The sequence below is a fragment of the Candidatus Pelagibacter sp. Uisw_134_02 genome (genome assembly GCF_047720265.1).
Lineage (GTDB): Bacteria > Pseudomonadota > Alphaproteobacteria > Pelagibacterales > Pelagibacteraceae > Pelagibacter.
This window is the reverse complement of record NZ_CP159813.1, coordinates 61,204-85,260: the sequence shown is the minus strand read 5'-3', so window position 1 is coordinate 85,260 and position 24,057 is coordinate 61,204. Positions and strand designations below refer to the sequence as shown.

The 24,057-nt window shown below is 28.9% G+C and carries 30 protein-coding genes and 2 tRNA genes; 12 read left to right on the top strand and 20 right to left on the bottom strand.

Translation table 11 applies throughout. The features are described 5' to 3' along the window. Positions 1–42 precede the first annotated feature (42 nt). Positions 43–1,470, bottom strand: coding sequence for an exonuclease domain-containing protein (locus tag ABXT56_RS00435; RefSeq protein ID WP_415300239.1), 1,428 nt, complete (start codon positions 1,468–1,470; stop codon positions 43–45). 1 nt (position 1,471) lies between these two features. Next, complete coding sequence (locus ABXT56_RS00430; RefSeq protein ID WP_415300237.1) at positions 1,472–2,161, bottom strand: hypothetical protein; 690 nt, start codon at positions 2,159–2,161, stop codon at positions 1,472–1,474. Between the two features lie 67 nt (positions 2,162–2,228). Here ABXT56_RS00430 and rmuC point away from each other — a divergent pair, with 67 nt between their 5' ends. Then, complete coding sequence (gene rmuC, locus ABXT56_RS00425) at positions 2,229–3,389, top strand: DNA recombination protein RmuC (RefSeq protein WP_415300235.1); 1,161 nt, start codon at positions 2,229–2,231, stop codon at positions 3,387–3,389. Positions 3,390–3,515: 126 nt separating this feature from the next. On the opposite strand, the gene hisG is transcribed toward rmuC, so the two are convergent. The 13 genes from hisG to ABXT56_RS00360 form a co-directional block, all read right to left on the bottom strand. Beyond that, complete coding sequence (hisG, locus tag ABXT56_RS00420; protein WP_415300233.1) at positions 3,516–4,205, bottom strand: ATP phosphoribosyltransferase; 690 nt, start codon at positions 4,203–4,205, stop codon at positions 3,516–3,518. Further along, positions 4,205–5,257, bottom strand: a complete 1,053-nt coding sequence (locus ABXT56_RS00415; protein ID WP_415300232.1) for an ATP phosphoribosyltransferase regulatory subunit — start codon at positions 5,255–5,257, stop codon at positions 4,205–4,207. The genes hisG and ABXT56_RS00415 overlap by 1 nt, the downstream gene beginning before the upstream one ends. Further along, positions 5,235–6,632, bottom strand: a complete 1,398-nt coding sequence (gene hisS, locus ABXT56_RS00410) for a histidine--tRNA ligase (RefSeq protein ID WP_415300230.1) — start codon at positions 6,630–6,632, stop codon at positions 5,235–5,237. Before hisS ends, ABXT56_RS00415 begins: the two co-directional genes overlap by 23 nt. A gap of 6 nt (positions 6,633–6,638) precedes the next feature. Continuing rightward, positions 6,639–6,713, bottom strand: a tRNA-His gene (locus ABXT56_RS00405). Positions 6,714–6,947: 234 nt separating this feature from the next. Continuing rightward, entirely contained in the window at positions 6,948–7,160 is a 213-nt protein-coding gene (locus ABXT56_RS00400; protein WP_415300228.1) for a cold-shock protein, read from the bottom strand. Positions 7,161–7,250: 90 nt separating this feature from the next. Beyond that, positions 7,251–7,325: transfer RNA gene (locus ABXT56_RS00395), tRNA-Phe, on the bottom strand. A 7-nt stretch (positions 7,326–7,332) separates the two neighbouring features. Further along, positions 7,333–7,548, bottom strand: coding sequence for a translation initiation factor IF-1 (gene infA / locus ABXT56_RS00390; RefSeq protein ID WP_006997427.1), 216 nt, complete (start codon positions 7,546–7,548; stop codon positions 7,333–7,335). A 2-nt stretch (positions 7,549–7,550) separates the two neighbouring features. Continuing rightward, complete coding sequence (gene hisD, locus ABXT56_RS00385) at positions 7,551–8,837, bottom strand: histidinol dehydrogenase (RefSeq protein WP_415300226.1); 1,287 nt, start codon at positions 8,835–8,837, stop codon at positions 7,551–7,553. Further along, a complete protein-coding gene (locus ABXT56_RS00380; protein ID WP_415300224.1) occupies positions 8,837–9,232 on the bottom strand; it encodes a DUF2948 family protein in 396 nt (131 codons plus the stop codon). Before ABXT56_RS00380 ends, hisD begins: the two co-directional genes overlap by 1 nt. Continuing rightward, positions 9,232–10,485: a UDP-N-acetylglucosamine 1-carboxyvinyltransferase gene (gene murA / locus ABXT56_RS00375; RefSeq protein WP_415300222.1), complete on the bottom strand. Its 1,254-nt coding sequence runs from the start codon at positions 10,483–10,485 to the stop codon at positions 9,232–9,234. The genes ABXT56_RS00380 and murA overlap by 1 nt, the downstream gene beginning before the upstream one ends. Before the next feature lie 2 nt (positions 10,486–10,487). Continuing rightward, the gene (dcd, locus tag ABXT56_RS00370) at positions 10,488–11,045 is read right to left on the bottom strand and encodes a dCTP deaminase (protein ID WP_415300220.1); all 558 of its coding nucleotides are present in this window, start codon (positions 11,043–11,045) and stop codon (positions 10,488–10,490) included. A 100-nt stretch (positions 11,046–11,145) separates the two neighbouring features. Next, on the bottom strand, positions 11,146–11,343 hold the full coding sequence (locus ABXT56_RS00365; RefSeq protein WP_415300218.1) for a hypothetical protein: 198 nt from the start codon (positions 11,341–11,343) through the stop codon (positions 11,146–11,148). Positions 11,344–11,486: 143 nt separating this feature from the next. After that, positions 11,487–12,206 (bottom strand): TVP38/TMEM64 family protein, encoded by a 720-nt coding sequence (locus tag ABXT56_RS00360; protein WP_415300217.1) that lies wholly within the window; start codon positions 12,204–12,206, stop codon positions 11,487–11,489. A 92-nt stretch (positions 12,207–12,298) separates the two neighbouring features. Here ABXT56_RS00360 and rpmH point away from each other — a divergent pair, with 92 nt between their 5' ends. Genes rpmH through ABXT56_RS00305 form a run of 11 tightly spaced genes read left to right on the top strand, consistent with a single transcriptional unit; the run spans position 12,299 to position 19,885 of the window. Beyond that, complete coding sequence (gene rpmH, locus ABXT56_RS00355) at positions 12,299–12,439, top strand: 50S ribosomal protein L34 (RefSeq protein WP_169035670.1); 141 nt, start codon at positions 12,299–12,301, stop codon at positions 12,437–12,439. A gap of 4 nt (positions 12,440–12,443) precedes the next feature. Further along, the gene (gene rnpA / locus ABXT56_RS00350; RefSeq protein ID WP_415300214.1) at positions 12,444–12,788 is read left to right on the top strand and encodes a ribonuclease P protein component; all 345 of its coding nucleotides are present in this window, start codon (positions 12,444–12,446) and stop codon (positions 12,786–12,788) included. Then, entirely contained in the window at positions 12,788–13,039 is a 252-nt protein-coding gene (gene yidD / locus ABXT56_RS00345; protein WP_415300212.1) for a membrane protein insertion efficiency factor YidD, read from the top strand. The genes rnpA and yidD overlap by 1 nt, the downstream gene beginning before the upstream one ends. Further along, a complete protein-coding gene (gene yidC / locus ABXT56_RS00340) occupies positions 13,039–14,715 on the top strand; it encodes a membrane protein insertase YidC (protein ID WP_415300210.1) in 1,677 nt (558 codons plus the stop codon). The genes yidD and yidC overlap by 1 nt, the downstream gene beginning before the upstream one ends. Next, positions 14,716–15,582 (top strand): acetylglutamate kinase, encoded by an 867-nt coding sequence (gene argB / locus ABXT56_RS00335; protein WP_415300208.1) that lies wholly within the window; start codon positions 14,716–14,718, stop codon positions 15,580–15,582. Further along, positions 15,579–16,250 (top strand): pyrimidine 5'-nucleotidase, encoded by a 672-nt coding sequence (locus tag ABXT56_RS00330; protein ID WP_415300206.1) that lies wholly within the window; start codon positions 15,579–15,581, stop codon positions 16,248–16,250. Before argB ends, ABXT56_RS00330 begins: the two co-directional genes overlap by 4 nt. 29 nt (positions 16,251–16,279) lie before the next feature. Then, positions 16,280–17,107, top strand: a complete 828-nt coding sequence (gene dapD, locus ABXT56_RS00325) for a 2,3,4,5-tetrahydropyridine-2,6-dicarboxylate N-succinyltransferase (RefSeq protein ID WP_415300204.1) — start codon at positions 16,280–16,282, stop codon at positions 17,105–17,107. Beyond that, positions 17,108–18,262, top strand: coding sequence for a succinyl-diaminopimelate desuccinylase (gene dapE, locus ABXT56_RS00320; RefSeq protein WP_415300202.1), 1,155 nt, complete (start codon positions 17,108–17,110; stop codon positions 18,260–18,262). Next, positions 18,262–18,456 (top strand): hypothetical protein, encoded by a 195-nt coding sequence (locus tag ABXT56_RS00315; protein ID WP_415300200.1) that lies wholly within the window; start codon positions 18,262–18,264, stop codon positions 18,454–18,456. Before dapE ends, ABXT56_RS00315 begins: the two co-directional genes overlap by 1 nt. Continuing rightward, positions 18,457–19,386, top strand: coding sequence for a histone deacetylase family protein (locus ABXT56_RS00310; protein WP_415300199.1), 930 nt, complete (start codon positions 18,457–18,459; stop codon positions 19,384–19,386). It abuts the gene before it with no gap. Positions 19,387–19,417: 31 nt separating this feature from the next. Next, a complete protein-coding gene (locus ABXT56_RS00305) occupies positions 19,418–19,885 on the top strand; it encodes an SET domain-containing protein (RefSeq protein WP_415300197.1) in 468 nt (155 codons plus the stop codon). Between the two features lies 1 nt (position 19,886). On the opposite strand, the gene truA is transcribed toward ABXT56_RS00305, so the two are convergent. Genes truA through ABXT56_RS00280 form a run of 5 tightly spaced genes read right to left on the bottom strand, consistent with a single transcriptional unit; the run spans position 19,887 to position 24,012 of the window. Continuing rightward, positions 19,887–20,627, bottom strand: coding sequence for a tRNA pseudouridine(38-40) synthase TruA (gene truA / locus ABXT56_RS00300; protein WP_415300195.1), 741 nt, complete (start codon positions 20,625–20,627; stop codon positions 19,887–19,889). Further along, positions 20,620–21,552 (bottom strand): methionyl-tRNA formyltransferase, encoded by a 933-nt coding sequence (fmt, locus tag ABXT56_RS00295; protein WP_415300194.1) that lies wholly within the window; start codon positions 21,550–21,552, stop codon positions 20,620–20,622. The genes truA and fmt overlap by 8 nt, the downstream gene beginning before the upstream one ends. A 3-nt stretch (positions 21,553–21,555) precedes the next feature. Next, a complete protein-coding gene (gene def / locus ABXT56_RS00290) occupies positions 21,556–22,074 on the bottom strand; it encodes a peptide deformylase (protein WP_415300192.1) in 519 nt (172 codons plus the stop codon). A 26-nt stretch (positions 22,075–22,100) separates the two neighbouring features. After that, positions 22,101–23,861, bottom strand: a complete 1,761-nt coding sequence (locus ABXT56_RS00285) for a hypothetical protein (RefSeq protein ID WP_415300190.1) — start codon at positions 23,859–23,861, stop codon at positions 22,101–22,103. Beyond that, positions 23,836–24,012, bottom strand: a complete 177-nt coding sequence (locus ABXT56_RS00280; protein WP_415300188.1) for a hypothetical protein — start codon at positions 24,010–24,012, stop codon at positions 23,836–23,838. Before ABXT56_RS00280 ends, ABXT56_RS00285 begins: the two co-directional genes overlap by 26 nt. Between the last annotated feature and the right edge of the window lie 45 nt (positions 24,013–24,057).

Sequence of the window (24,057 nt, the reverse complement as noted above, 5' to 3'; positions counted from 1 at the left end):
ATATGTAAAAAAAGGTTTTTTAAGTTAATTCACAGATAAGAGTTATGCTTGCTCATATTTCTTTTGAATACCTTCAACAAACTCATTAATTTCGTCTAAAAACTTGAGCTTTTTCTCATCTTTTTCGTTGGTATATCTATCTCTTAGATTATCACACTCAAAATAAAACTCTTTGCAAGTCCACCATTTTTCTTTTTCATCACTTAATATTCTTTCAGCTATTCCACGTTTAATAGTCTTAAACATATCAGCAGGCAGCGTCTCTGGTGATTCTTGATATATTATCTTTTTTCCAAAGCTTACCATTCTCTCATCTTCAAATTTGTCCAATAAAATTAATTTATCCTTCCAAGAAGCTGCGTGCCATTTTGGAAATAAAGCTGTGTCTTTTTGAGGTGTAAATTTCTTATAAATTGTCTCTTCTGCTAATAAATCAACTTGCGAATCAAATTGTGCTTTTTCTTCGGCAGTTTCTCGTAATGCCGTTAAAACATTTTGAGAAAATTTTTCATTACTATTTACTAATTTTGCACGCTCTTTAATTAGATCAGGATCAAGATTACTATATGGTTCAACTTGTAGTCCATAACTTGCATCTAAAATTATAGGAGCTTTGTTTGATCGTATAGTTCTTAAAAACTTTAATTTTTTAATAGCACTTTTAAGTTCAGAAATTGACATATCAAATAATGGGATTGGATCAATTTTAAGATCAAAAGCTTGGCCCCACTGATAGATTGGGTGAATACAATGTTTTGGGTGAAGTGGTGCAACTACAAATCTATAATTTTTACCAAAATGATATTCAGCTAATGTAAACATTTTTTCAGTTTTAAATATTGTTTCGGTATCACTTTTATTTGCTGTTCTTAGAAATGTAGCCCATGTTTGAGGTTGATTTTTTTTAATTAATCCTAAAACTTTAACAGTTAATTCTGCATCAAATAAAGCTGAGTGAGCTCCACTTGATTCAAACCCATTCATTCTAGCTAACGACTCTAGTTTCATGACCGCATTACCTTTTGCATTTATTTCAGTTTTTACAACACTTTCATCAACTGCATGTGCACCTCTTGCAATGTTTAAACCATCATGTCTTTTATTAGGAGTTGCGTTAGTGATATATGGATATCTAATTCCTCTAAAAAATTCGTTTCTTATCATTTCATCATCAAAGCCAATATTTGACCAACCCATGAACATTGCAGGGCTCCATTTTTTAAATATAGCTTCTAATTGAGATAACATTTGGTAGTGACTTAAATTGCCTTTAGTTAATAAATCAACACTAGTTTTGTTGACTATTAAAGCCATTGCTTGAGGAACTTCTCCTTCTGGCAATCTACATCTAAAATTAAAACGATCTAATTCTTTAAAATTTGGGTCAACTAAAATACCACCTACTTCGATAATACTTCCCCATGAAGTATTGGCACTACTAGATTCAATGTCCCATATTGCTAAATTCATATTAGTTCATATTTCGTTGATGATAGTATTGTTCTACTTTTTCTAAAAACTTGTTTTGGTATTCTTCTAGTTTTTCACCTTGAATTCTAAAGTCTTGGAATAAATTATCTACAGTACAAAGTAAAACAATTCCTTGGGTTATTTTTGAATTATGGACAACGTTATGAGCTAATGAATATGCACCTAATTGAAGATAATAATCCTCAATCCACTCTTCTTTTTTCGGTTTATTGGATTGTTTAAAATCAATGATAGTTTCTTGCCCTTCATACACACCTACTGCATCACACGTTCCTGCGTATTTGCCTGGATAATATAATGTTGCTTCAGTACCATAAATTTCTGACAATTTTCCTTTAATACCTTGCTCGATAATTTCATCTGCCATTTTTTTGGATTTGCTAGCCTCTTCTTCTAATAACTCTAAATTTAATTGACCTAATAAATATTTTTCTAAGTGGGAATGCATTGATGTACCTCTGCTTGAAGCATCATTTTTAATTCTATTCGCTTCAGCAGTGCCCACTCTTGCCTTCCAATTTGCAAGGGATGCCTTTTTTTCTTCACTTTGTGTTGCTTGTAATATGCTAGTTACTGATGGAAGCTTTTCTTGATTTACAGCATACATTCTTGAACCACTCACCATAGATCTCATAGATTTTGGGTAAGAAAATTTATCATTCCACTTCATATCTTTTAATTATTTATACTATTTAGGCTTACTTGCACTTATAAAATAAGCTATTAATTGTATAAATATGGAATCAATACTTGGTGTTATTGTAGGTTTTGGAATTTTTGGAATTTTTTGGTTTTTTGCTTTGAAGCCCAAAAAGAAAGATTCGTCTAATGATGAATTAGACTTAACAAAAGACCAGTTAAAATCTGCAGAAATAAATTTAGCAACAAAAGATGCTGAGGTAATAGCCGCCCAAAAAGCTGAAGTAGAATTAAAAAAACAAATAGAAGAAAAAAAGATATTAGTCGATAAGCTTTATAAAACTATAGATGAAATCGGAGAATATAAATCTCAAACAGAAAAAGCTATTAATAAACATGACGAAGCAATTTTAAGACATAAAAATTGGTGGGATAAATTAACAACTAATATTCAATATCAAGGCAAATTTAATCAAGAAATTTTGGAAAATGTATTAACTGCTGCTAACCTTATTAAAGGTAGAGATTTTATAACTGAAACAAAACATACAACATATGATATTGCTGGTAATGATGAAAAAGATGTTAGGCCAGATGTAATATTAAAATTTCCTGAAAGAAATTATGTCGTTGATGCAAAAATGTCATTAACAAATTGGACAGATTTTATACTCGAAAAAGATGAAAATAAAAAAAAAGAACATTTAAAAAAACATTTAACTTCAATAAGAAAACATTTATTTGATACCAAAACAGGACTTATAAAAAAAAATTATAACAAGTTATATGGATTGAAATCTCTTCAGTCAGTAATTGTTTTTTTTCCTTCTGATAATTTATATAATTTTACACTCGATGAGGATAAAGACCTTCTAAATGATGCAATCAAAGGTAATTTTATACTAACATCACCAAGAGAGCTCACAAATATGATAAAATTATTCGAACAAATTAAAAGTGAAAAAAAACAAATTGAAAATATTGGTCAAATTATAACTTCTGCAAGTAAAATATTTGATAAATATGCAGATGTTAAAGTTGCGATTAAGGGTGCTTTACAATCCTATAAAACTCATGCCAATCATCTTCAATCTATTGTTACTAAGTCATGGGGAACTCAGGGCTTAGAAAAGCAAATTAATAAATTAAAAGATGAACACGGTGTAATTCCTGGTAAACCTATACCTGAAATACCTGCAGAGCAATCCTCTGTGTCTAATGTTGAAGATCCTGAAAAAGAACCAGAACAATTAAATTAAATTAAATTTATGGAATTATACTTAATATTAAAGATATTGTTTATAATTGGAGCTATTGTTGCAGCTTATGCAGTACTTAGAAACCTTGATATTATTAGGATTATTTTAATTTACGTAAAAGATACTTTACTTAGAAAGTAACTTAACTAATTTTTTAACCAGACTACTTTTTAAAGAAGATTTTGAAACCATCATGCAGGCTTCTGACTTTAAAATTTCACCATCTTTGAGAATTCGAAGGTTATTCGCTCTTAGTGTTTCACCAGATGAAGTAATATCAGTAATAATTTCAGATGACCCAGTAAAAGGATACGCTTCTGTTGCACCTAAACTACTAACTAACTTAAATTGCGTAACTCCTTTTGAAAACAAAAACTCTCTTGTTAAATTGGGATATTTTGTTGCTACTCTTAATCTTTTTTTCTTTTTATCTTTAAACTCAAAAGCAATTTCTTCTAAATCAGCAACTGTTTGAACATCAATCCAAGGGTCTGGGATAGCAACAACCAATGTTGCTTTACCAAATCCATAATTCTTAACAACGCTTATCTTCTTTTGTATATTAACTTCACTTTCTTTTAATAAATCATATCCAGAAAAGCCAAGATCTAAAGAGCCATCCCCAAGTCTTTCAACTATTTCTCTTGCATGAAGATATAATACTTTAAAATTATTTAAGTTTTTAATAGATCCTAATAAGTCTCTTTCACCTCTTTCTGAAATTAGATTTAATTTATTCTTTTTAAATATTTTTAAGATATCAGCTCTCAATCTCCCTTTGCTTGGAATTCCAATATTAATAATATTTTTTGTCATTAGTAGTTTAAATTTAAAGCAGCTCCTACTGCTGGAACTTGTTTTTTAGATCCAAGATCTGAAATTAGTTTGTCGTACCGTCCACCGTTAATGATGTTAACATTTTTAGACTTAGATTTAATATCAATTTTAAACACCATCCCTGTATAATATTCTAATTGACGCCCAAAAGACGCTGAGAACTCTACATTTAATTTTTGAATTTTGTTTAATGAGGTTGGAAAATATTTTTGACTCACAACTAAATTAATTTTATTTTTTTTAAAAAAGATATTAAGTTTTTCAGCTACTTGTCCTATTGGACAATTAATTTTTAAAAACTCTTTAATAATTTTTGAAACATTTTTGCCTCTACTGGCTCTTCTTGGATCTTTAATCTTATTATCAAATCTTTTTAAGATTTCCTCAATTGATCTTCCAGCAACTACAGTTTGTTGATTATCTTTTAACATTTTTAAATATCTTTTTTTATCAACTTCAACAATTGTTGGGTCTACATCGGAGTTTGTCTCTAACCTTTTTAATAAATCACTGAAGTATTCTTCTCTCCAAAAGTGTCTTGAAAGTCTTAATTTCCATCTTTTTGGGATATCTAGCTTTGAAATCAATAAATTGAAAATCTCAACATTACCAATTTTTAAAGTCCCTGATGAATATTGTAAATTTATTAAAGATTTTAGAGCGGTATTAATAATTTCTTTATCATCATTTTTTTCATCTTTAGAGCCAATGATCTCAAAACCAACTTGATCTCTAATAATAGAATCTCTCTTATTATTTGATTTTCTGTAAGCCTGACCACTATAAAATATTTTCTCTTTTCCTTTAAGGTTATTTTCTAAATATCTCAAGCAAGATGCGATAGTTAGATCGGGTCTTAGACAAAGCTCACTACCATTTTGATCAGTGAATGAAAAAATAAACTTTCTAAAACTCTCCCCAGATCGTTGAACTATATGATTGGCTTCAATTACTGAAGGTAAATCAATATATTTAAACCCTTTAGATTTAACCGACCTAAGGATTTTTTCAGATAAATTTTTTGATTTCATCAATTAAGTTTTCTTTGGGGAATGTTACTTGGTTATTCTCACCTTTAACTCCTAAAAGATTTTTTAAAGTAATTGTATTTTCTTTAAATTCATTTTCACCACAAATAATAGCTACCGGACATTGTTTTTTATTCGCATACGTTAACTGTTTGCCTAGATTTTTTTTGCTGTCTAAAAATATTTCAGAGTTAATATTATTGTCTCTTAAAATTTTTAAAATCTCATAATAATCTTTTAAATACTTTTCATCCATTACACAAATAATTGCTGGTTTTTTCTCATCTACTTCAATTTGATCAAGTTGCATCATTGCAAATAATAATCGGTCAACACCAATACTCATTCCAGTTCCAGGAAGATCAACCCCCTTAAATCTTGAAATTAATTTATTATATTGTCCACCTGAACAAATACTTCCTATATCAACTTCTTTTCCTTTATTATTTGTTGTCTTAAAATTTAAATTTGTTTCAACACAAAACCCATCATAATAAGCAAGCCCTCTAACAATTGTAAAGTTTGTTTTTATTTGATCTAAATAATCTCCATAACTTGCTATTTCTAATAAGTCTTCTAATTCTTTAATTCCTTCTTGAGACAATGGGTTTTTTAAATTTTTTTTTAATTCTTTTAAATCTTTTACTTTTAAAAAGTTAATTATTTGTGAGGCCTGATCTTCAGTTAAGTCAGCACCCTTTGTGACTGCTCCACTTACATCTATTCTTTCTTTTTTTAATAAATCTTCAACTCCACTTAAACCAAAGCCGGGCTTGTCCAATTTATCTATTGCTCTCATAACCTTTATCTTTTTATCTTCAGATATTTTAAGGTCCTCAATTAAACCTTGAACAATTTTTCTATTACTAATGTTGACAACAAACTGATTTTTTTTTAAACCACAAGCTAGGAGTGTACTTGCAATTAAATTACAAAGTTCAGTATTTGCTTGAGCTGAGTTAACATTGCCTACTATATCAGCGTCACATTGTAAAAAACTTCTATAACGAGCATTACCTGCTTTTTCATTTCTCCAGACGTCACCCATTTGATATCTTTTATAAGGTAGGGGTAATTCTTGATTGTTTTGAGCAACAAATCTAGCTAATGGGCTTGATAAATCATATCTAAGAGTAATATTTTTCTCACCATCTTTAAATGAGAATACACCAGACATAAGATTACTATCATCATCTGTAAGAAATGATCCTATGTTCTCTGAGACTTCAAATGAAGGTGTCTCGAGTGCACTAAAACCAAATTTTACAAAATTAGCTTCAATAATATTAATTAACTTTTTCTTGAGAATTAATTTCTTGCCCCATCGATCTTCAAATCCTGAGGGTAACCCAGGAATTAGTTTATTTTCTTTATTCATTTTTTTTGGTACCCGGGCTGAGAATCGAACTCAAACTTAAAGTTCCACAAACTTTCGTGCTAACCGTTACACCACCCAGGCATTCCTTTTGTTTATATTATTTTTGTGTTGATTTAAAATTATATTATAAATAAATAGCCTAAAGGCTATGGAAACAAAGTTTGTGAGAACTTCTTAAAGTCTCTCTATATGTAATATTTATAATCATAAACATTCTTTTAGACAATTAAGAATAATTTTCAACATCTAAATGCTAAAGGACGTTATCCTTATTTTAAGGGTAAAACGCACTTTCAGATTTTTTAAGTTTAAGAACTAGTCTATTTTTTTTAAATTTATGGCTGAGGGGCCTTTTGGACCATCCTCCATCTCAAATTCTAGTTTATCACCTTCGTTTAGAAATCCCATGCCTGCAGTTTTTACTGCTGATGCGTGAACAAAAGCATCTTTTTCTTTATCTTCTCTTTCAATAAAACCAAAACCTTTTTTAGCGTTAAACCACTTAACTGTTCCTTTTAGTATGCTCATTTTTTACTTTTTTTATTATTATTTAAGTAAAAAATTATTTTATTTTTTTTAACATTTCAATAGTAATTTAATTTATAGGAGATCAAGGTATGGTGCCTCGAGCATGATTCGCACATGCGACACAAGCCTTTTCAGGGCTCTGCTCTACTCCTGAGCTACCGAGGCATTATTTTTACCCTCTAAAAGTGATCCGACCCTTAGTTAAATCGTAAGGTGTCATTTCAACTTGAACCTTATCACCTTGAAGTACTCTAATTCTGTTCTTACGTAATTTGCCCGCAGCATGCGCTGTAACAATATGGCCATTTTCTAATTTAACTCTGAACATTGCATTTGGTAATAAATCCTCAACAATTCCTGAGAACGACAGCATTTCTTGTTTTGACAAATTTATTTTCTCCTAATTCTTTTTTCTACTGATTTGGCGTGTCCCACTAAACCCTCGTAGTTTGCAAGTGTTATAACTGATGGACCAAGGGTTTCAATCCCTTTTTTTGATAGGTTTATATATGAAATTCTTTTATAAAATTCATTAACACTAACCCCACTTGAATATCTTGCTGAAGAATTAGTTGGTAATATATGGTTAGAACCAACATTATAATCAGTCATTGCCATTACTGCATATTTTCCTAAACAGATGGATCCTGCATTTTTAATCTTACCCACTACTTTTTTGTAGTTCTTGGTGTTAAGCTCTAAGTGCTCAGGAGCAATTTTATTTACTGTATTAATAATTTTTTGGTCAGACTGCATATAAATTAAAATTCCATTATTGAGTAAACTATTTTTTGCAATTGCAACTCTAGGTAATTCTTTTAATTGATTTATAACTTCATCATTAATTTTTTTAATAATTGATTTATCTTTTGAAATCAAAATACATTGAGCAAGATTATCATGTTCTGCTTGACCAATTAGATCACTTGCTATCCATTCAGAATTTGAAAACTTATCACAAACAATTGTTACTTCAGAGGGGCCTGCTATCATTCCCTCAATTCCAACGTCTCCAAAAACTTCTTTTTTTGCTGCAGCTACATATGAATTTCCAGGGCCTACAATTTTATCAACTTTTTTAATTTTCTTTGTACCGTATGCAACAGCTGCAATAGCAGATGGTCCTCCAATTGAATAAATCTCTTTAATTTTACATTTCTTTGCAGCATATAATACAGCTGGATTTTGTTTACCTTTTTGACCTGGATTAACCATAACCAGTCTTTTCACTCCAGCAACAATTGCAGGTACTGCATTCATTAAAACGCTAGAAGGGTAAGAGGCTGTTGAGCCAGGCACATAAATTGCAACCGATTCAATAGGTACATATTTATACTCTAATTTATTTTTTAGTTTATCCGTATAAGAAATATTTTTGAATTTTTGTAACGAGTGGAATTTATAAATTCTATCATAAGCAAGATCGATTGCTTTTTTAACTTTTGGATCTAAAGACTGAATAATTCTATTTATTTGTTTTATACTTGGGGTAATAACATTATTTTTATTAAATCTCTTTTCATACTTCAAGATGGCTTTATCACCATTTTTCTTAACATCTTTAATAATTTTAATAACTGAAACTGAATTAAGTTGAACTTTATTTTTTCGTTTTGACAGTAATGCATCTAAAGTTTTATCAAAGTTTTTGTTTTTACTATCTAATATCTTAATCATTAATCAGCTTTGTTTTGATCATCTAAGGTTACTTCAATTATTTCTGTCAATAATGTAATATATGCATTATTTGTAAACATTAAATTTATCTCATAATTGTCATTATTTTTTAAATAATCCATCCCAATTAACTCTAATTTTTCTTCAGGGTCGTTTTGTTTAATATTTTTAGATTTAACCTTATCTACAAATTCGAATTTACAAATACTGGTAACTTTTTTATCTTTCTCTTCCGTTTCTACTTTAGATCTATTTAATGATAATAAAAAAACCTTGTTTGACTGAAGATATTTAATTTCATCAACTTTAACTTCAGCTCCCGAGCAACATGCTGAAATCACTTGTAATCCCTCATTATCTGTAGCTATAATTTTTGATAAATATTTTTTATTCATTAGTTAATTCTCTTAATTTTAGCCCCTACTTTTTTTAATTTCTTCTCTATATCTTCATAACCTCTATCAAGGTGATATATTCTATTAATTACTGATTTTCCTTTAGCAGCAAGAGCTGCAAGAATTAAAGATACAGAGGCTCTTAAATCTGTGGCCATTAATTCTGCTGCTTCAAATTTGATATTTCCCTCTATGGTCGCTTTATTTCCATTAATAGAAATTTTAGCTCCCATTCTATTTAGCTCTGCAACGTGCATAAATCTATTTTCAAATATTTCTTCTTTAATATGAGATCTTTTATTAGCCTTACACAATAATACCATCATTTGTGCCTGTAAATCTGTTGGAAAGCCAGGATAAGGTGATGTTTTAATATTTATACTTTTAATCTTTTTGCTTCCTTGAATAAGTATTTCATTTTTTCTTAAAGTAATTTTTGATCCTACTTTTTTTAAGATATCAATTTCTGTACTTATTATGTTGGGATCAATTCCAGTAATCTTTAAATTTCCTTCTGTTATTGCTGCGGCTATTAAATAAGTTCCAGCCTCTATTCTATCTGGCATTACTGAATAATTTAATTCTTTGAGATTGTTTACTCCTTCAATTTTAACCGTTCTCTTTGCAGTCCACTTAATATTACAGCCCATATTAATTAAAAAATTAATTAGATCTTTAATTTCAGGTTCAATAGCACAATTTGATAAAGTTGTTTTTCCTTTAGCCAAACATGAAGCTATAATTAAATTTTCTGTAGCACCAACTGAAACTTTAGGAAATTTTATATTGGCTCCTATTAATCCTTTAGGTGCATTAGCATGAACATATCCCTGGATAATTTTATACTTAACTCCAAGTTTTGATAGAGCCTGTAAATGAATATCAATAGGTCTTGTTCCTATCGCGCAACCGCCAGGTAATGAAACTTTTGCTTTACCAAATTTAGCAAGTAGTGGCCCTAAAACTAATATTCCTGCTCTCATAGTTTTAACCAAACTATAAGCTGCAAAAGTTTTTGTTGGCTTGGTATTTTTGATAATCAATTCTTTTTTATTATCATCAATAGCTGAACCTAGTGACTTTAATAAAAGTATCATTGTTTCTATATCTTTTACTCTTGGAAGGTTTGTTAAAGATATTTTTTTATTTGATAGTAATGTAGCAGCTAGAATCGGCAGAGATGCATTTTTAGAACCTGACACTCTAATGTGTCCCTTGAGCTTTGCTGCCCCAAAGACTTCCAATTTTTTCATGATTATATTTTTGGTAAAGTTACTCCAGTTTGACCCATGTATTTTCCTTTACGGTCAGCATATGAAGTTTCAGGAGACTGGTCTCCTTTTAGAAATAAAAATTGAGCAACACCTTCATTTGCATAAATTTTTGCAGGTAGTGGTGTAGTATTAGAAAACTCAAGAGTAACAGTTCCAAAAAATTCAGATTCGATTGGAGTTACGTTCACTATAATCCCTGTTCTTGCATATGTGCTCTTACCAACAACAATACACATAATATCTCTTGGTATTTTAAAGACCTCGACAGTAGTTCCAAGAGCAAAGGAATTAGGAGGAATAATAATATATTCAGAGCTTTTTTTAGTTACAAAATTATCTGAAGTAAACTCCTTAGGATCAACAATAGAAGAATTAACATTATGAAATATTTTAAATTCATCTCCTACTCTTGCATCATAGCCAAATGAACTAAGTCCATAAGAAATCTTACCATCTCGCACTTGCTTATCTACAAACGGAGAAATCATAGATTCCTCAACAGCCAACTTTCTTATAGATTTATCGGAAAGTACTGACATTATTTACTTTTCTTCTTATTCTTTTTTTGAAAAATTTTTCTTTTTTTTAGATTTTTTTTAAGAGCCTGACTTAACTTTTCATTTTTTTCTTTGCTACTCATTATTTATCAGGATTAGTTAAAAAATCTAAAGTGATTGGCTTTGATGCATCTAAGGTTTTCTCTGGTTCTTCCTCTACCTTTGGTCCCTCTTTAGCTTCACGCTTTGCTTTTTTTTCTGCAAGCTTTTTTTCTCTCTTAGCCTGCTTCTCCATAAGCTTATTGCCTTTGGTAGATTTATAATCATAATGAATTCCCATAAAATTTCCTCCACTAGGTATAAATCATTATAACAAAAAAATTAAGGCAATTTTTTGAAAAAATGATTTATTATAGAAATAATTCAATAAAATAACTAATTAACCGCAATAGCTAAATAACATAGCGCATGAGGACTATTTAACTATTCTTTATAGAATATTTTTCTAGTAATAATTGTTACTATTATTAAGGCTACAAAAGCGATCATTGGAATATAAATACCAGGTGAATATATTAAATCAATGATTCTAGGAGCTTCTAAGTTTTGTTCTATAATTTTTTCAAGCCCACTTCCAATTGAAACAACCAAAAATAGTGGTGGGGTCAATCCTATTAATGTGGCCCAAAAAAAATTCTTTACTTTTACATTAAAAATACAAGGCAGTACATTCGATAATGCAAAAGGAACGCCACCAATAAATCTATAAACTAAAAGATAGATAAATTCTGATTTTTTAAATTTTACCTCCAAATTTTTAAATTTATTTAAAAACTTTTCTTTAATAATTTCTTTAAAGAAATAATTTGCAATAACATATAAAATTGTTGCACCAATAGTCATTCCAATCACCAGAAGGATAATTCCTAGCCACTTACCAAAAATAAAACCTGCTAAAAGTGCAGCTGGTAAACCAAAGCCAGCCATGACAACCCAAACAATTGTGGATATTAAAAATATCAGAGAAATTAAAAATAAATTATTTTGCTTTAATCCAAAAAAATAATCTCTATTATTTTTGATAAATTCATAGCTAGTTAATTCTTCAAGGGTGAATTTTGATAAAAAAAAGTATAAAAATGATGCAACAACTATAAGATAAAAGAAACCTAAAGTTATCTTGGCTTTCTTTGATTTTTCCATAGTTTACTACTAGTATTATAAAATCTTCTATTTGCTATTTATACATATAATTACTATAAAGAGCGAAATTTAATAAAAATTAGACCAAGCTTATGAAAAGAACATATCAACCATCGAATATAAAAAGAGCTAGAAAACATGGTTTTAGATCTAAAATGAAGACTAAGGGTGGGATTAAACTCTTGGCTAGAAGAAGAGCTAAAGGAAGAAAGTCTTTAACTGTATCTGTCTAATTAAATGAAAAGCAAAATTGTTGCTCTTTCTAAAAACGAGGATTTCAAAAATTTACTTAAAAAGAAAAAAATATCTAATAAGTATATTACTCTTTTTTTTGGTCCTATTAAAGACAAAGATAGTAAAAAACTAAACATAAGCTTTGTGACTAAAAAAAAACTAATACGTAGTGCTGTTAAGAGAAATAAAATCAAAAGAAGATTAAGAAATATTATAAACGAAGCTGTAAAAAAAATAGCAATAAACTTTAACTATTCTTATCTTGTGATTGCTAAAATAACTATGCTAAACAATGAATATACGGTAATAAAAGATACTTTATTTCAAGACATAAAAAAAATTAAGTAATGAATATTATATCAAAAATTTTAATTGGCCTAATTAAGTTTTATAAAATGATTATTAGCCCCTACTTAACACCTTCGTGTAGATATCTTCCAACATGTTCGGAATATACAATTGAATGCTTAAGAGCATATGGTCTTGTTAAGGCAATTTCAAAAAGTGCAAAAAGAATTTTTTCATGTCACCCTATTAAAATACTGGGTGGTGGTGAAGGATTTGATCCAGTAAATAAAGAATTTAAGGCTAAGAAATAATGGATACTAGAAATGTAATAGCAGCAATTTCATTATCAGCTTGTGTGATTGTGCTCTACTCATTATTTTTTGCCCCTGATCCAGAGGTAGTAAAAGAAAATTTAGCTGAACAAAAAAAAATAGAAAATAATACTGACACTCCTAGTTTAGATAAAAATGAAAATTTTACAAAACTTTCTAGAAGTGATGCTCTAAAAGAAAATGATAGAATTCAATTTGAAAATGCTAGTGTTATTGGATCTATTTCTTTAAAAGGAGCTGCAATAGATGATTTAACTTTCAAAGAATATAATATTGAGCTTAATGAAAGTGATAAAATAATTTTATTAAACCCAAGAAATGTTGACGATGGTTATTTAATTGAAAGTGGTTTTGTAACTTCTAACAAAAATATAGATGTGCCTGATGCTTCTACAGTCTGGGAGATTTCTGGTAATAAAAAATTAACTAACAATAATCCTATAAAATTAACATGGAGCAATTCTCAAGATATTACGTTTGAAAAATATATAAGTTTAGATGATCAATTCTTATTTACTGTAAAAGAGAAGATAATTAATAGATCAGATAAATCTTATAATTTTTACTCCTATGGGCAAATAATTAGAAATAAATTACCAGAAATATCTGGTTTTTATATTCTACATGAAGGATTTTTATCTGTATTGGATGATGAATTAATTGAAGAAGATTACGATGATATTCAAGAAAAGAAGTTTACTCAAACCGCACAAGAGGGATTTGTTGCTATTTCGGATAAGTTTTGGGTTACATCAATTATCCCTGCAAAAGGTAAAGAGTTTAAAACAACTTTTGACTATAAAAATAAGTTCAGAGCTAATTATATATCTACTCAAGGTACAGAAGTTGGACCAAACAGCTCTATAGAGGAAAAAATTCAGATTATAGCTGCTGCTAAAAGAGTTAATGTCATTGATGGCTATGCTGAAAATTTAGATATAAATAAATTTGACTTAGCAATTGATTGGGGGTTTATGTACTTCATAACTAAGCCTTTATTTTTTTTATTAGACTACTTCTTTAAATTACTTGGTAATTATGGTTTAGCAATTATTGCTGTTACAGTTTGTATTAGATTGGCTTTCTTTCCGCTTGCCAACTTTAGCTTTAAGAGTATGGGAAAAATGAAACTTCTAGCTCCTGAGATGGCTAGATTAAAAGAAATTCATAAAGATGATAAAATGAAATTACAACAAGCTATGATGGCTCTTTATAAAAAAGAAAAAGTTAACCCTATGAGTGGTTGTCTTCCCATATTAGTTCAAATTCCAGTTTTCTTTGCCCTATATAAAGTTTTATTTGTAACCATTGAAATGAGGCACATGCCATTTTATGGTTGGATACATGACTTAAGTGATAGAGACCCAACGTCTTTATTTAATATTTTTGGTTTAATTCCTTGGGATCCACCTTCTTTCTTATTAATAGGTGCGTGGCCGATCATTATGGGTATTACTATGTTTATTCAGCAAAAACTTAACCCAACTCCACCAGATCCAATACAGGCTAAAATTTTTATGTTCTTTCCAGTATTCTTAACTGTAATTCTTGCACCATTCCCTGCAGGCCTTGTTATCTACTGGAGCTTCAACAATATCTTCACAATGATTCAGCAATATATTGTCCAAAGAAAAATGACTGTTAAAACCATTTAGATGTCATCACTAAAAGAAGAAGAGTTAATAAGTATTTTACCTAAAAATGGCCCAACAGTTAAGGAGGTAAAAAAATACCTAGAAAAATATAATGATGAATTTATTGTCATTAAATGTGGTGGTAGTGTTTTAGTTGATCCAAAATTATTTAAAATTTTTATCGAAGATGTTGCTGTTTTAAATAAGCTTGGCTTTAATCCGATAATTGTACATGGAGGCGGAAAAAGGATAAATAACAAACTAGGTGAACTTAATATTAAAAGTGCTTTTATTAATGGACTAAGAGTTACAGATAAAAATACTATAAATATAGTTGAAGATACATTGATTGAATTTAATAAGGAAATTGTCAATGCTTTAAAGAATCAATCTTGTAAAACAAGAAGAATTACTTCAAAAGAATACAATATAATAGCTGTAAAACCTGAAAGTGATAATTTAGGTTTTGTAGGTATTCCAACTCATATTAAAACTGACGTTTTAAAAGAAATTATTAAAGTTAACGAAGTACCTGTTGTTGCACCACTGGGGTTAGATGAAAACAATCAAACTTTTAATATCAATGCAGATACGGTTGCTGGTTCGGTGGCTAAAGAATTAAAAGCCAGAAGATTAATGATTATTAGCGATGTAGAAGGTGTGCTTGATAGTGAAAAAAAACTAATACCTGAAATTAATTCAAAAAAAGCGAACGAATTAATTGATCAAGATATTATATCTGGTGGAATGATACCTAAAATCAAAAATTGTTTAGACGTTGCAAGCAACGGAGTTAGAGGAGTGGTTATAATTGATGGAAGAAAAAATCACTCACTTCTATTTGAGTTATTATCTGATAAAGGTTCTGGAACTTTAATAAGAGAATGAAAAATTTAATTGATATAAAATACTGGATTTTTGACCTTGATAACACTCTTTACAGTGGTCAAACGAAAGTTTTTTCAGAAGTTGATAAAAAGATGTCCTCTTTCATTTCAAAGAAATTTAATGTGGATTTAGTTAAAGCAAGAGAGATTCAAAAAAAATATTTCTATGAATATGGAACAACATTATCAGGATTGATGAATCATGATAAAATTAATCCACATGAATTTCTTGAATTTGTTCATGATATAGATATTAGCTGGCTTCCAAAAGATAAGATATTAAGAGAAGAGCTAACTAAAATTAAAGAAAAAAAATATATTTTCACTAATGGCTCTCATGCTCATGTTGAAAACGTGACTAAACAACTTGGCATAGATGGTTTATTTGATGGAGTATTTGATATTGTTGATGCTAATTTTATACCTAAACCAAAAGTTGATCCTTATAAAAAAATAGTAGAAAAGTTTAACTTAGATCCAATAAAATCAATATTAATTGAGGATATTGCTCATAATTTAGAACAAGCTAAAAATTTGGGAATGAAAACTTGTTGGCTAGAAAATGAGGAGGCATTTGCAAAAAAAGATGCAGATAAACCTTATATTGATTATAAGATTAAGAGCTTGCCTTCTTTTCTTCAAAAAATTAATATATTAAAAGCACAATAAAACTAACCTACTAACAATAAAATAAAACTATGAAAGAATTTGAAAACATTATCAATGCAGCTTGGGAAAATAAAGATTTAATAAATGGTCAATCTGACAGATCTATATTGGATACCATTAATCAAACTATTGAACTTGTTGATCAAGGTGAACTAAGAGTTGCTGAAAAAAATGGTAATGAGTGGATAGTTAATCAGTGGGTTAAAAAAGCAATTATGTTAAGTTTTAGAACTCATGAAATGGATTCATTGAGTGGCCCATATAGTAGCTGGTATGATAAATCTCATTTACTAAAAGGTAAAACAGCAAATTGGAGCAAGAAAGATCATATAAAAGCTGGCTTTAGAATGGTTCCAAATTCTCCGGTTAGAAAAGGATCTTTTATTGGAAAAAATGCAGTGCTAATGCCTTGCTTTGTAAATATTGGAGCCTATGTAGATGAAGGAACTATGGTAGACACTTGGGCGTCTGTAGGATCTTGTGCACAAATAGGAAAGAACTGTCACATATCAGGAGGTGCTGGAATTGGAGGAGTGCTGGAGCCAATGCAAGCTAACCCTACTATCATCGAAGATAATTGTTTTATTGGAGCTCGTTCTGAAATAGTTGAAGGAGTAATTGTTGGAGAAGGATCTGTATTATCTATGGGTGTATTTATTGGTCAATCTACAAAAATTGTTTACAGAGAAACTGGTGAAGTAATTTATGGTAAAATTCCACCTTACTCAGTAATAGTTCCGGGTAGCCTACCAAGTAAAGATGGAAAGGGTCCTGCTTTGTATTGTGCAGTAATAATTAAACAAGTTGATGAAAAAACAAGATCAAAAACTTCTATTAACGATTTATTGAGAGACTAAATGCCAACTTATAATGAAATTACATTAGCAAAAGAGCTAATAAAGTTTCCAAGCATTACACCTATAGATGCAGGTGTAATGAAATTCTTAGCTAAAAAACTAACTACTATAGGATTTAAATGTAAAATTTTAGAATTCAAAGACAAAGATTCTAAACCAGTTAAAAACTTATATGCAAGACTAGGTAACTCACAGCCAAACTTTATGTTTGCAGGCCATTTGGATGTGGTTCCTCCAGGAAACATTAAAGATTGGACCATTAAACCATTTAGCCCTGCTATTAAAAAGAATCACTTAATAGGAAGAGGTGCTAATGACATGAAAAGTGCAATTGCAAGCTGGGTAGTGGCTGTAAACAATTTTGTATCAAGTAATAAAGAAATTAAAGGCTCTATTAGTCTATTAATAACTGGCGATGAAGAAGGTATTGCAATTAACGGTACTAAAAAAGTAGTCGATTATCTTAAAAAGAAAAAAGAAAAAATAGATTTTTGTTTAGTTGGTGAGCCAACTAACCCTAATAAACTTGGTGAAATGATTAAAATTGGAAGGAGGGGCAGTATTACTGGAGAGCTAACAGTAATTGGAACTCAAGGTCATGTTGCTTATCCTCACCGTGCCAATAACCCATCAAATACAATAATCAAAATACTAGATGAAATAAAAAAAATAAAATTTGATAAAGGAACAAAAGATTTTCAACCAACAAATTTAGAAATAACTAAAATTAATATTAATAATACTGCAGATAATATTATTCCAAGTATTGCAAAAGCTACTTTTAATATAAGATTTAATAATAAGCACACATCTTCAAGCTTAAAAAATAAGTTAAATAAAATTTTTAAAAAAGTAACTAAAAAAAATAAGTCTCATTTTAAAATAAAATACCGGGTATCAGGTGAAGCTTTTTTAACCAAACCAAATAAAACTACTTACATGATTCAAAATATCATAAAGAAAATTACTAAAATTCAACCTAAATTATCTACAACAGGCGGAACTTCAGATGCAAGATTTATTAGAAAGATTGCTCCATGTTTAGAGTTTGGACTAGTAGGTAAAACAATGCACAAAATAGATGAGGCAGTTTCTATCTCAGATTTAAAAAAATTAACTAAGATATATACTGAAATTCTTAAAAATTACTTTTAATGATTTGCATTAAAGCAGATATACCAAAAGAACTAAATGCTATTGATGATGAATTAAAAGCAATTTATCACTCTAAAGATACAGTTTGTTTTTTTACTTTTAAATATAGAGAGCAACGAAATGAATTTTTAGAAAGAACTAGAGGTATGACAAAAGTAGAAAGAGAAACTATTTACCAAGAATATCAATCTTAGATGAAAACTGGTTTAATAACCTCTGATACTTACCAAAATCATAATACAGGTGATGGTCATCCAGAAAAAATTGATAGAGTTACAGCAGTTATAGATAACTTCAAAAAGTTGGATAATAAAAATTTGATTTGGAAAAAACCTTCAAAATTTGACCAATCTCTTTTAGAGATAACTCACAATTCTGATTATATAAACTTTGTACAAGAATCTTTTCCAAAGAGTGGGCTATCTTTTTTGGACGGTGACACAATTGTCTCTCCTGGAAGTAAGGAGGCTACTTCAGATGCTGTAGGATCAATTATCACTGCTATTGATGGTGTTCAAAACAATGAATTCAAAAATGCCTTTTGTGCAGTCAGACCTCCAGGGCATCATGCGGAAAAAAATAAAGCTATGGGTTTTTGTATTTATAACAATGTAGCTGTTGGAGCTAACTACCTAATAAATAAATATAAACTTAATAAAGTGGCAATCATTGATTTTGATGTTCACCATGGAAATGGGACGCAAGATATTTTTTATGATGATGAGAAAGTTTTATATATTTCAACTCATCAATTTCCCTTCTATCCGGGGTCGGGAACAGAGCAAGAAAAAGGTAAATACAATAATATATTCAACATTCCTCTACCAGCTGGCACAACATCTGAAGAGTATTTAAATGCTTATGAGTTTGTACTTAAAAAAATTGAAGAATTTAAACCACAATTTATATTGATATCTGCAGGTTTTGACGCTCATAAAGATGATCCATTGGCTCAATTTCAACTTGAGAGTAAAGATTTTTATGAAATTACTAAAAGAACATTAGAGCTCTCTAAATTATATTGTAATGGAAAAGTTGTTTCAATTTTAGAGGGTGGTTATGACCTTAATGCACTTAAAGAAAGTACAGCAATGCATGTTAATGCACTATTAGAATTTAATTGATAATTTTTTAATAGGCATTAAATAACTCTCTATGAAACTTTATAGAATTAAAAAATCGAATATTGATAAAAAAGGGCGTGGTCTTTATGCGGCCAGAGATATTAAAGAAGGTGAAAGGATTATTGACTATGTTGGAAAAATTATCACCAAAAAACAAACTGAGGATTCAGAAAAATTTGATAATGCAAAACCAATTTATCTATTTAACTTAAACAAAAAATATGATCTTGATGGTGATGTATCATGGAATACAGCTCGCTTAATAAATCACTCTTGTTCTAATAACTGTGATTATAACGGCATAGGCTTAAAATTATGGGTAATTGCCAAACAGGATATTATAAAAGGTGAAGAGCTTACGTGTGACTATGGGTTTGGTTATGATGAGGACTATAAGCAGTTTCCTTGTAGATGTCGTTCTAAAAACTGTTGTGGCTACATTGTTCGAGCTGAATCAAGATGGAGAATTAATAAAAGGTTTAGTATCAGTAGACAATAATCTAATAAATAACTTTTTCTAAAAATAATCCTTCAGCTGGCGCAGGCGGTGCACAATCTACTCTTTTTTTTGATTTAAAGATTAAATCAAATTTTTTTAAACTCCATTTTTTTTCAGCTAAATATTTTAAACAACCAACCATTGATCTAACTTGCTGTTGTAGAAATGATTGAGATTTAAAATGTATTTCAATCCTTCCTCTAATAGATTTTATTTTAATTGATTCCATTGTTCGTATAGGGCTTTTGGCATTACAGCTTGATGACCTAAATGTAGAAAAATCTTTAGTACCTAAAAGTTTTTTTGCACCTTTTTTCATCAATGAGATATCAAGCTCTTTAATTATGTGCCAACCTCTCCCTTTTTCTATAGAAGGCTTACTCAATCTATTAAAAATTACATACTTATAAATTCTTTGTTTTGCAGAAAACCTAGCATGAAAATCTAAATTTCTTTTTTTGATATTTATAATCGAAACGTTCATGTCATTTACAAAGTGATTAACTGATTTTAAAAATTTATCTAAATTTTGAATTTCTTTTTTACATTCAAAATGTGCCGATTGTTCAATAGCATGAACGCCTGAGTCTGTTCGGCCAGATCCAATTAATAATATTTTTTCTTTTAAAAGTTTAGATAGTTTTATTTGAATTAACTTTTGAACTGATTTTCCTTTATTTTGAATTTGCCACCCAAAAAAATTAGTTCCCACATATTCAATTAAAATTTGATATCTATGCATTATTTAAATTTGAACCTTTTTTAATATGAGATCCAAGCATAAATTCATTTATATTCTGAGGTCTTTTACCTTGTCTTTGAATTTCAAGAATTTTAATTGATTTTTTATTACCACAACTAACCTCTAAATAATTATCTAGTACCTCTCCAATTCTACCGGCACCATGAGCTAAGCTTGCTTTTAAAATCTTGTACCTTTCCCCTTTGTAAATAAAAAAAGCACCAGGACTGGGGTATAATCCGTTAATTTTACCAACAATATTTTCTGCAGCTTTATTCCAATCTATTTGACCTTCTGTTTTTTCAATTTTATCTGCATAAGTTGCTTTATTATGATTTTGTTCTTTGAATTCAATTTTATCTTCTAAAATCTCATCAATATTATCTAATATTTTTTCTGCTGCTAATGCAGAAAGTTTTTCTGCAATTGTTTCTGAATTGTCATCAGTTTCAATATTTATTTTATAAGAACTACAAATAGGTCCTGTATCTAGTTTTTCTGCAATTTTCATAATGCTAACACCAGTTTCTTTTTCAAGATTCATAATTGATCTTTGAATTGGTGCTGCTCCTCGCCATTTGGGAAGTAAAGAAGCATGAATATTAACAAAGCCTTTTTTTACTAAGTTTAAATACTCTTTAGGGATAATCTGTCCATAAGCAACAACAATGGCTATATCAGCATTTAGTTTTTTTAAATAATCATATTCCTCCTTGTTATCCTTTAATGATTTTGGTGTTCTATATTCTATCTTTAAGACTTCTGAGATTCCTTGAATTGGTGATTTATTAATTTTTTGACCTCTTTGTGATTTTTGGGGTGGCTGTGTATACACAACTGCCACAGAATAACCATTTTGATATAGAGATTTTAATATTGGTACTGCAAAAAATGGAGTGCCCATAAAAATAATTTTTTTTAACATTCTCTAAAAAATTGTTCTGTTGGCTTTGATTTTAGAAAGTTTTTTTATGATCATTGATTTTTTTAGTTTTGATAAATAATCAATAAAAAGAATTCCCTCTAAATGATCCATTTCATGCTGAATGCAAGTTGCTAATAATCCATCCGCTTTTAATAATTGTTTTTTTCCATCATAGTCTAAATATTCAACTTCACATGTGTTGGGTCTTTCTATTTCTGCAAATTGATCGGGTACTGATAAACATCCTTCTTCGTATTTTGCTTTTTCTTTATTTTTATTTTTGATGATTGGGTTAATAAAATATCTTGGTTCTTTTTTTTCTTGGTCTCTACTAATATCCATAACTATAATTCTTTTTGGAACTCCAATCTGAATGGCTGCAAGACCAATGCCTGGTGCGTCATACATAGTTTCAAGCATATCATCCATAAGCTTTCTTTCTTCATCACCAACTTTATCAACCGGTTTAGATACTTGACGTAACAATTTGTTTGGTTCTGTTAAAATTTTTTTAACTGACATAATTAGTAATTATTTTAATATAAATTTTAAACTTTTAAAGGGAGAACTTTAAGAAGAATTTTATTTCTTAGTGCATCAACATCAAGTTGGTTAAGTGTACTAATTATAAAATATAATGTGTCTACATCTATGTTTTTTAGATCATCTTGCCCAATAACCTCAACGATTCTAAGCATAGCAACTGCCATATCTCCACTATTAATAAATATTTGGATATCAGATGGTATTTCTGACTCATCTACCTCATATAGATCATTAAATTTTTCTGAAACCTTAATACCATCTGACTTAAAAGACTCAACTAAAATAATATCTTTTTTTGAAAAGAAATATTTTTTGTCTTTTTTAATTTTTTTTAATAAATCATTTAAATCTTTACTGACTTTTTTTTCTGTTACCTCACCCTTAAAATAATTGATTAGTTTTGATTGGTGTAATACTTTATTATTAATCTTGATCTTAGTTTGTTCAGTTTTTTTTTCTTTTAAGGAATTATTATAAAATGATGTAAAATTTGAAGGAACTTCCTCTTTATTAATTTCTTTTAAGAAAGCTCTTAATTCAACATCAAATGCATTTTCTATATCTTCATTTTTAAATGAGTTCTTTAAAGCATTTATTAGTAAAAGTTTATTTTCAACTTCAGTTGTAATTAAAATCCCTTGATAAATTAAAGCTCTTGACTCTATGGCTGATAATACTTTTGTGGACTCTTTAATATTTAATAATTGGTTAATGTTGAACTGAAATCTTTTATAAAGTTCAAATAATTCTTTTTCTTCATAATGTTTTTCATGTGTTGCTTTTTCTACACTTCTAATTCTATCTATATCTGTAAGTTCTATATCGTTAATATTATCCAGTAAATTTGAAGATGATAAATATTTCCAAATTTGTTCAGAGGTTGAATCTTTGGGTTTAAAACTAAATTTAGGATTCGTTCTATGAGATAAATGAAAATCTAAAATTGTATTTTCTGATACTTCTATATTTGGTTGGTTAGTATACCCCATTAAAAAATTTATTTTGTTTTCATAAAATGTATCCTCAAAACCTAGTTCCTTTTTTAAGTCTAAAATTAGTTGAGCCTCTTCTTTTTTATTATTGTTAATTAAACAATAAATATTAAACTTGGATAAATAATCGTCCTGAATTGAGACTTTAATTTTAGAAAAAACTTCACATGCTTTTTTTATTTCTGATTTAGAAAGATAATCATCTACTAATAATTTGGTAAGTTTTGTGTGTTCATTAATTATTTGATTTTTTATTAAATAGTTTTCTATTAATTGAAAATTAGAATTTTTAATAAGCCAATTAGATTTTAATTCTAAAAATTGCTCTTTAGAAATATTTAGTTCTGGATAATAGGCATTAGTTAAAAGTAAAATATCTAAGATTTCTGATGCATCTTTTGAAAGATCCATTTTATTAATTCTTTTAAATATATTTAAAATTTGATCTCCATTTGAATTAGACCACATATTAATGTCTAGTCCATTTTCGGCTGGATCGTATAAGCCTATAATCTTAATTTCTTTTGAGAGTAATGTTTTTGTTTCTTCTATATTTAGCTCATTAGCACTTTTTGACTGCATTTCATAAATACTATTCTTTGGAATTTCGTTATTTTCATTGTTTTCATCTATAGATTTACTTTTTACTGTTTTTTTTTCTTCTACATTCCAAATATCGATCGGTTCTTGTGATTGCAAGGAGTCTCCAAAAAATAAAGAAAACAATATAATTGATAAATATTTTCTACTTAACAATTTTAAGTTTTTCATTTGAAATAATTTTTTCAATGTCTTTTTTAGGAGATGGAAATTCAATTTTTCCTAAGATTGCTATGGCACCAAAGACAATAGTTAAAATTAAAAATACTTTAATTAGTAACCCTATGTTGCTACTGCGGCTTGTATTTTTTGAAAATTGCATATATTGTTTAATAATTTCAAATTAAGACATATTTGTGTTTTTTCA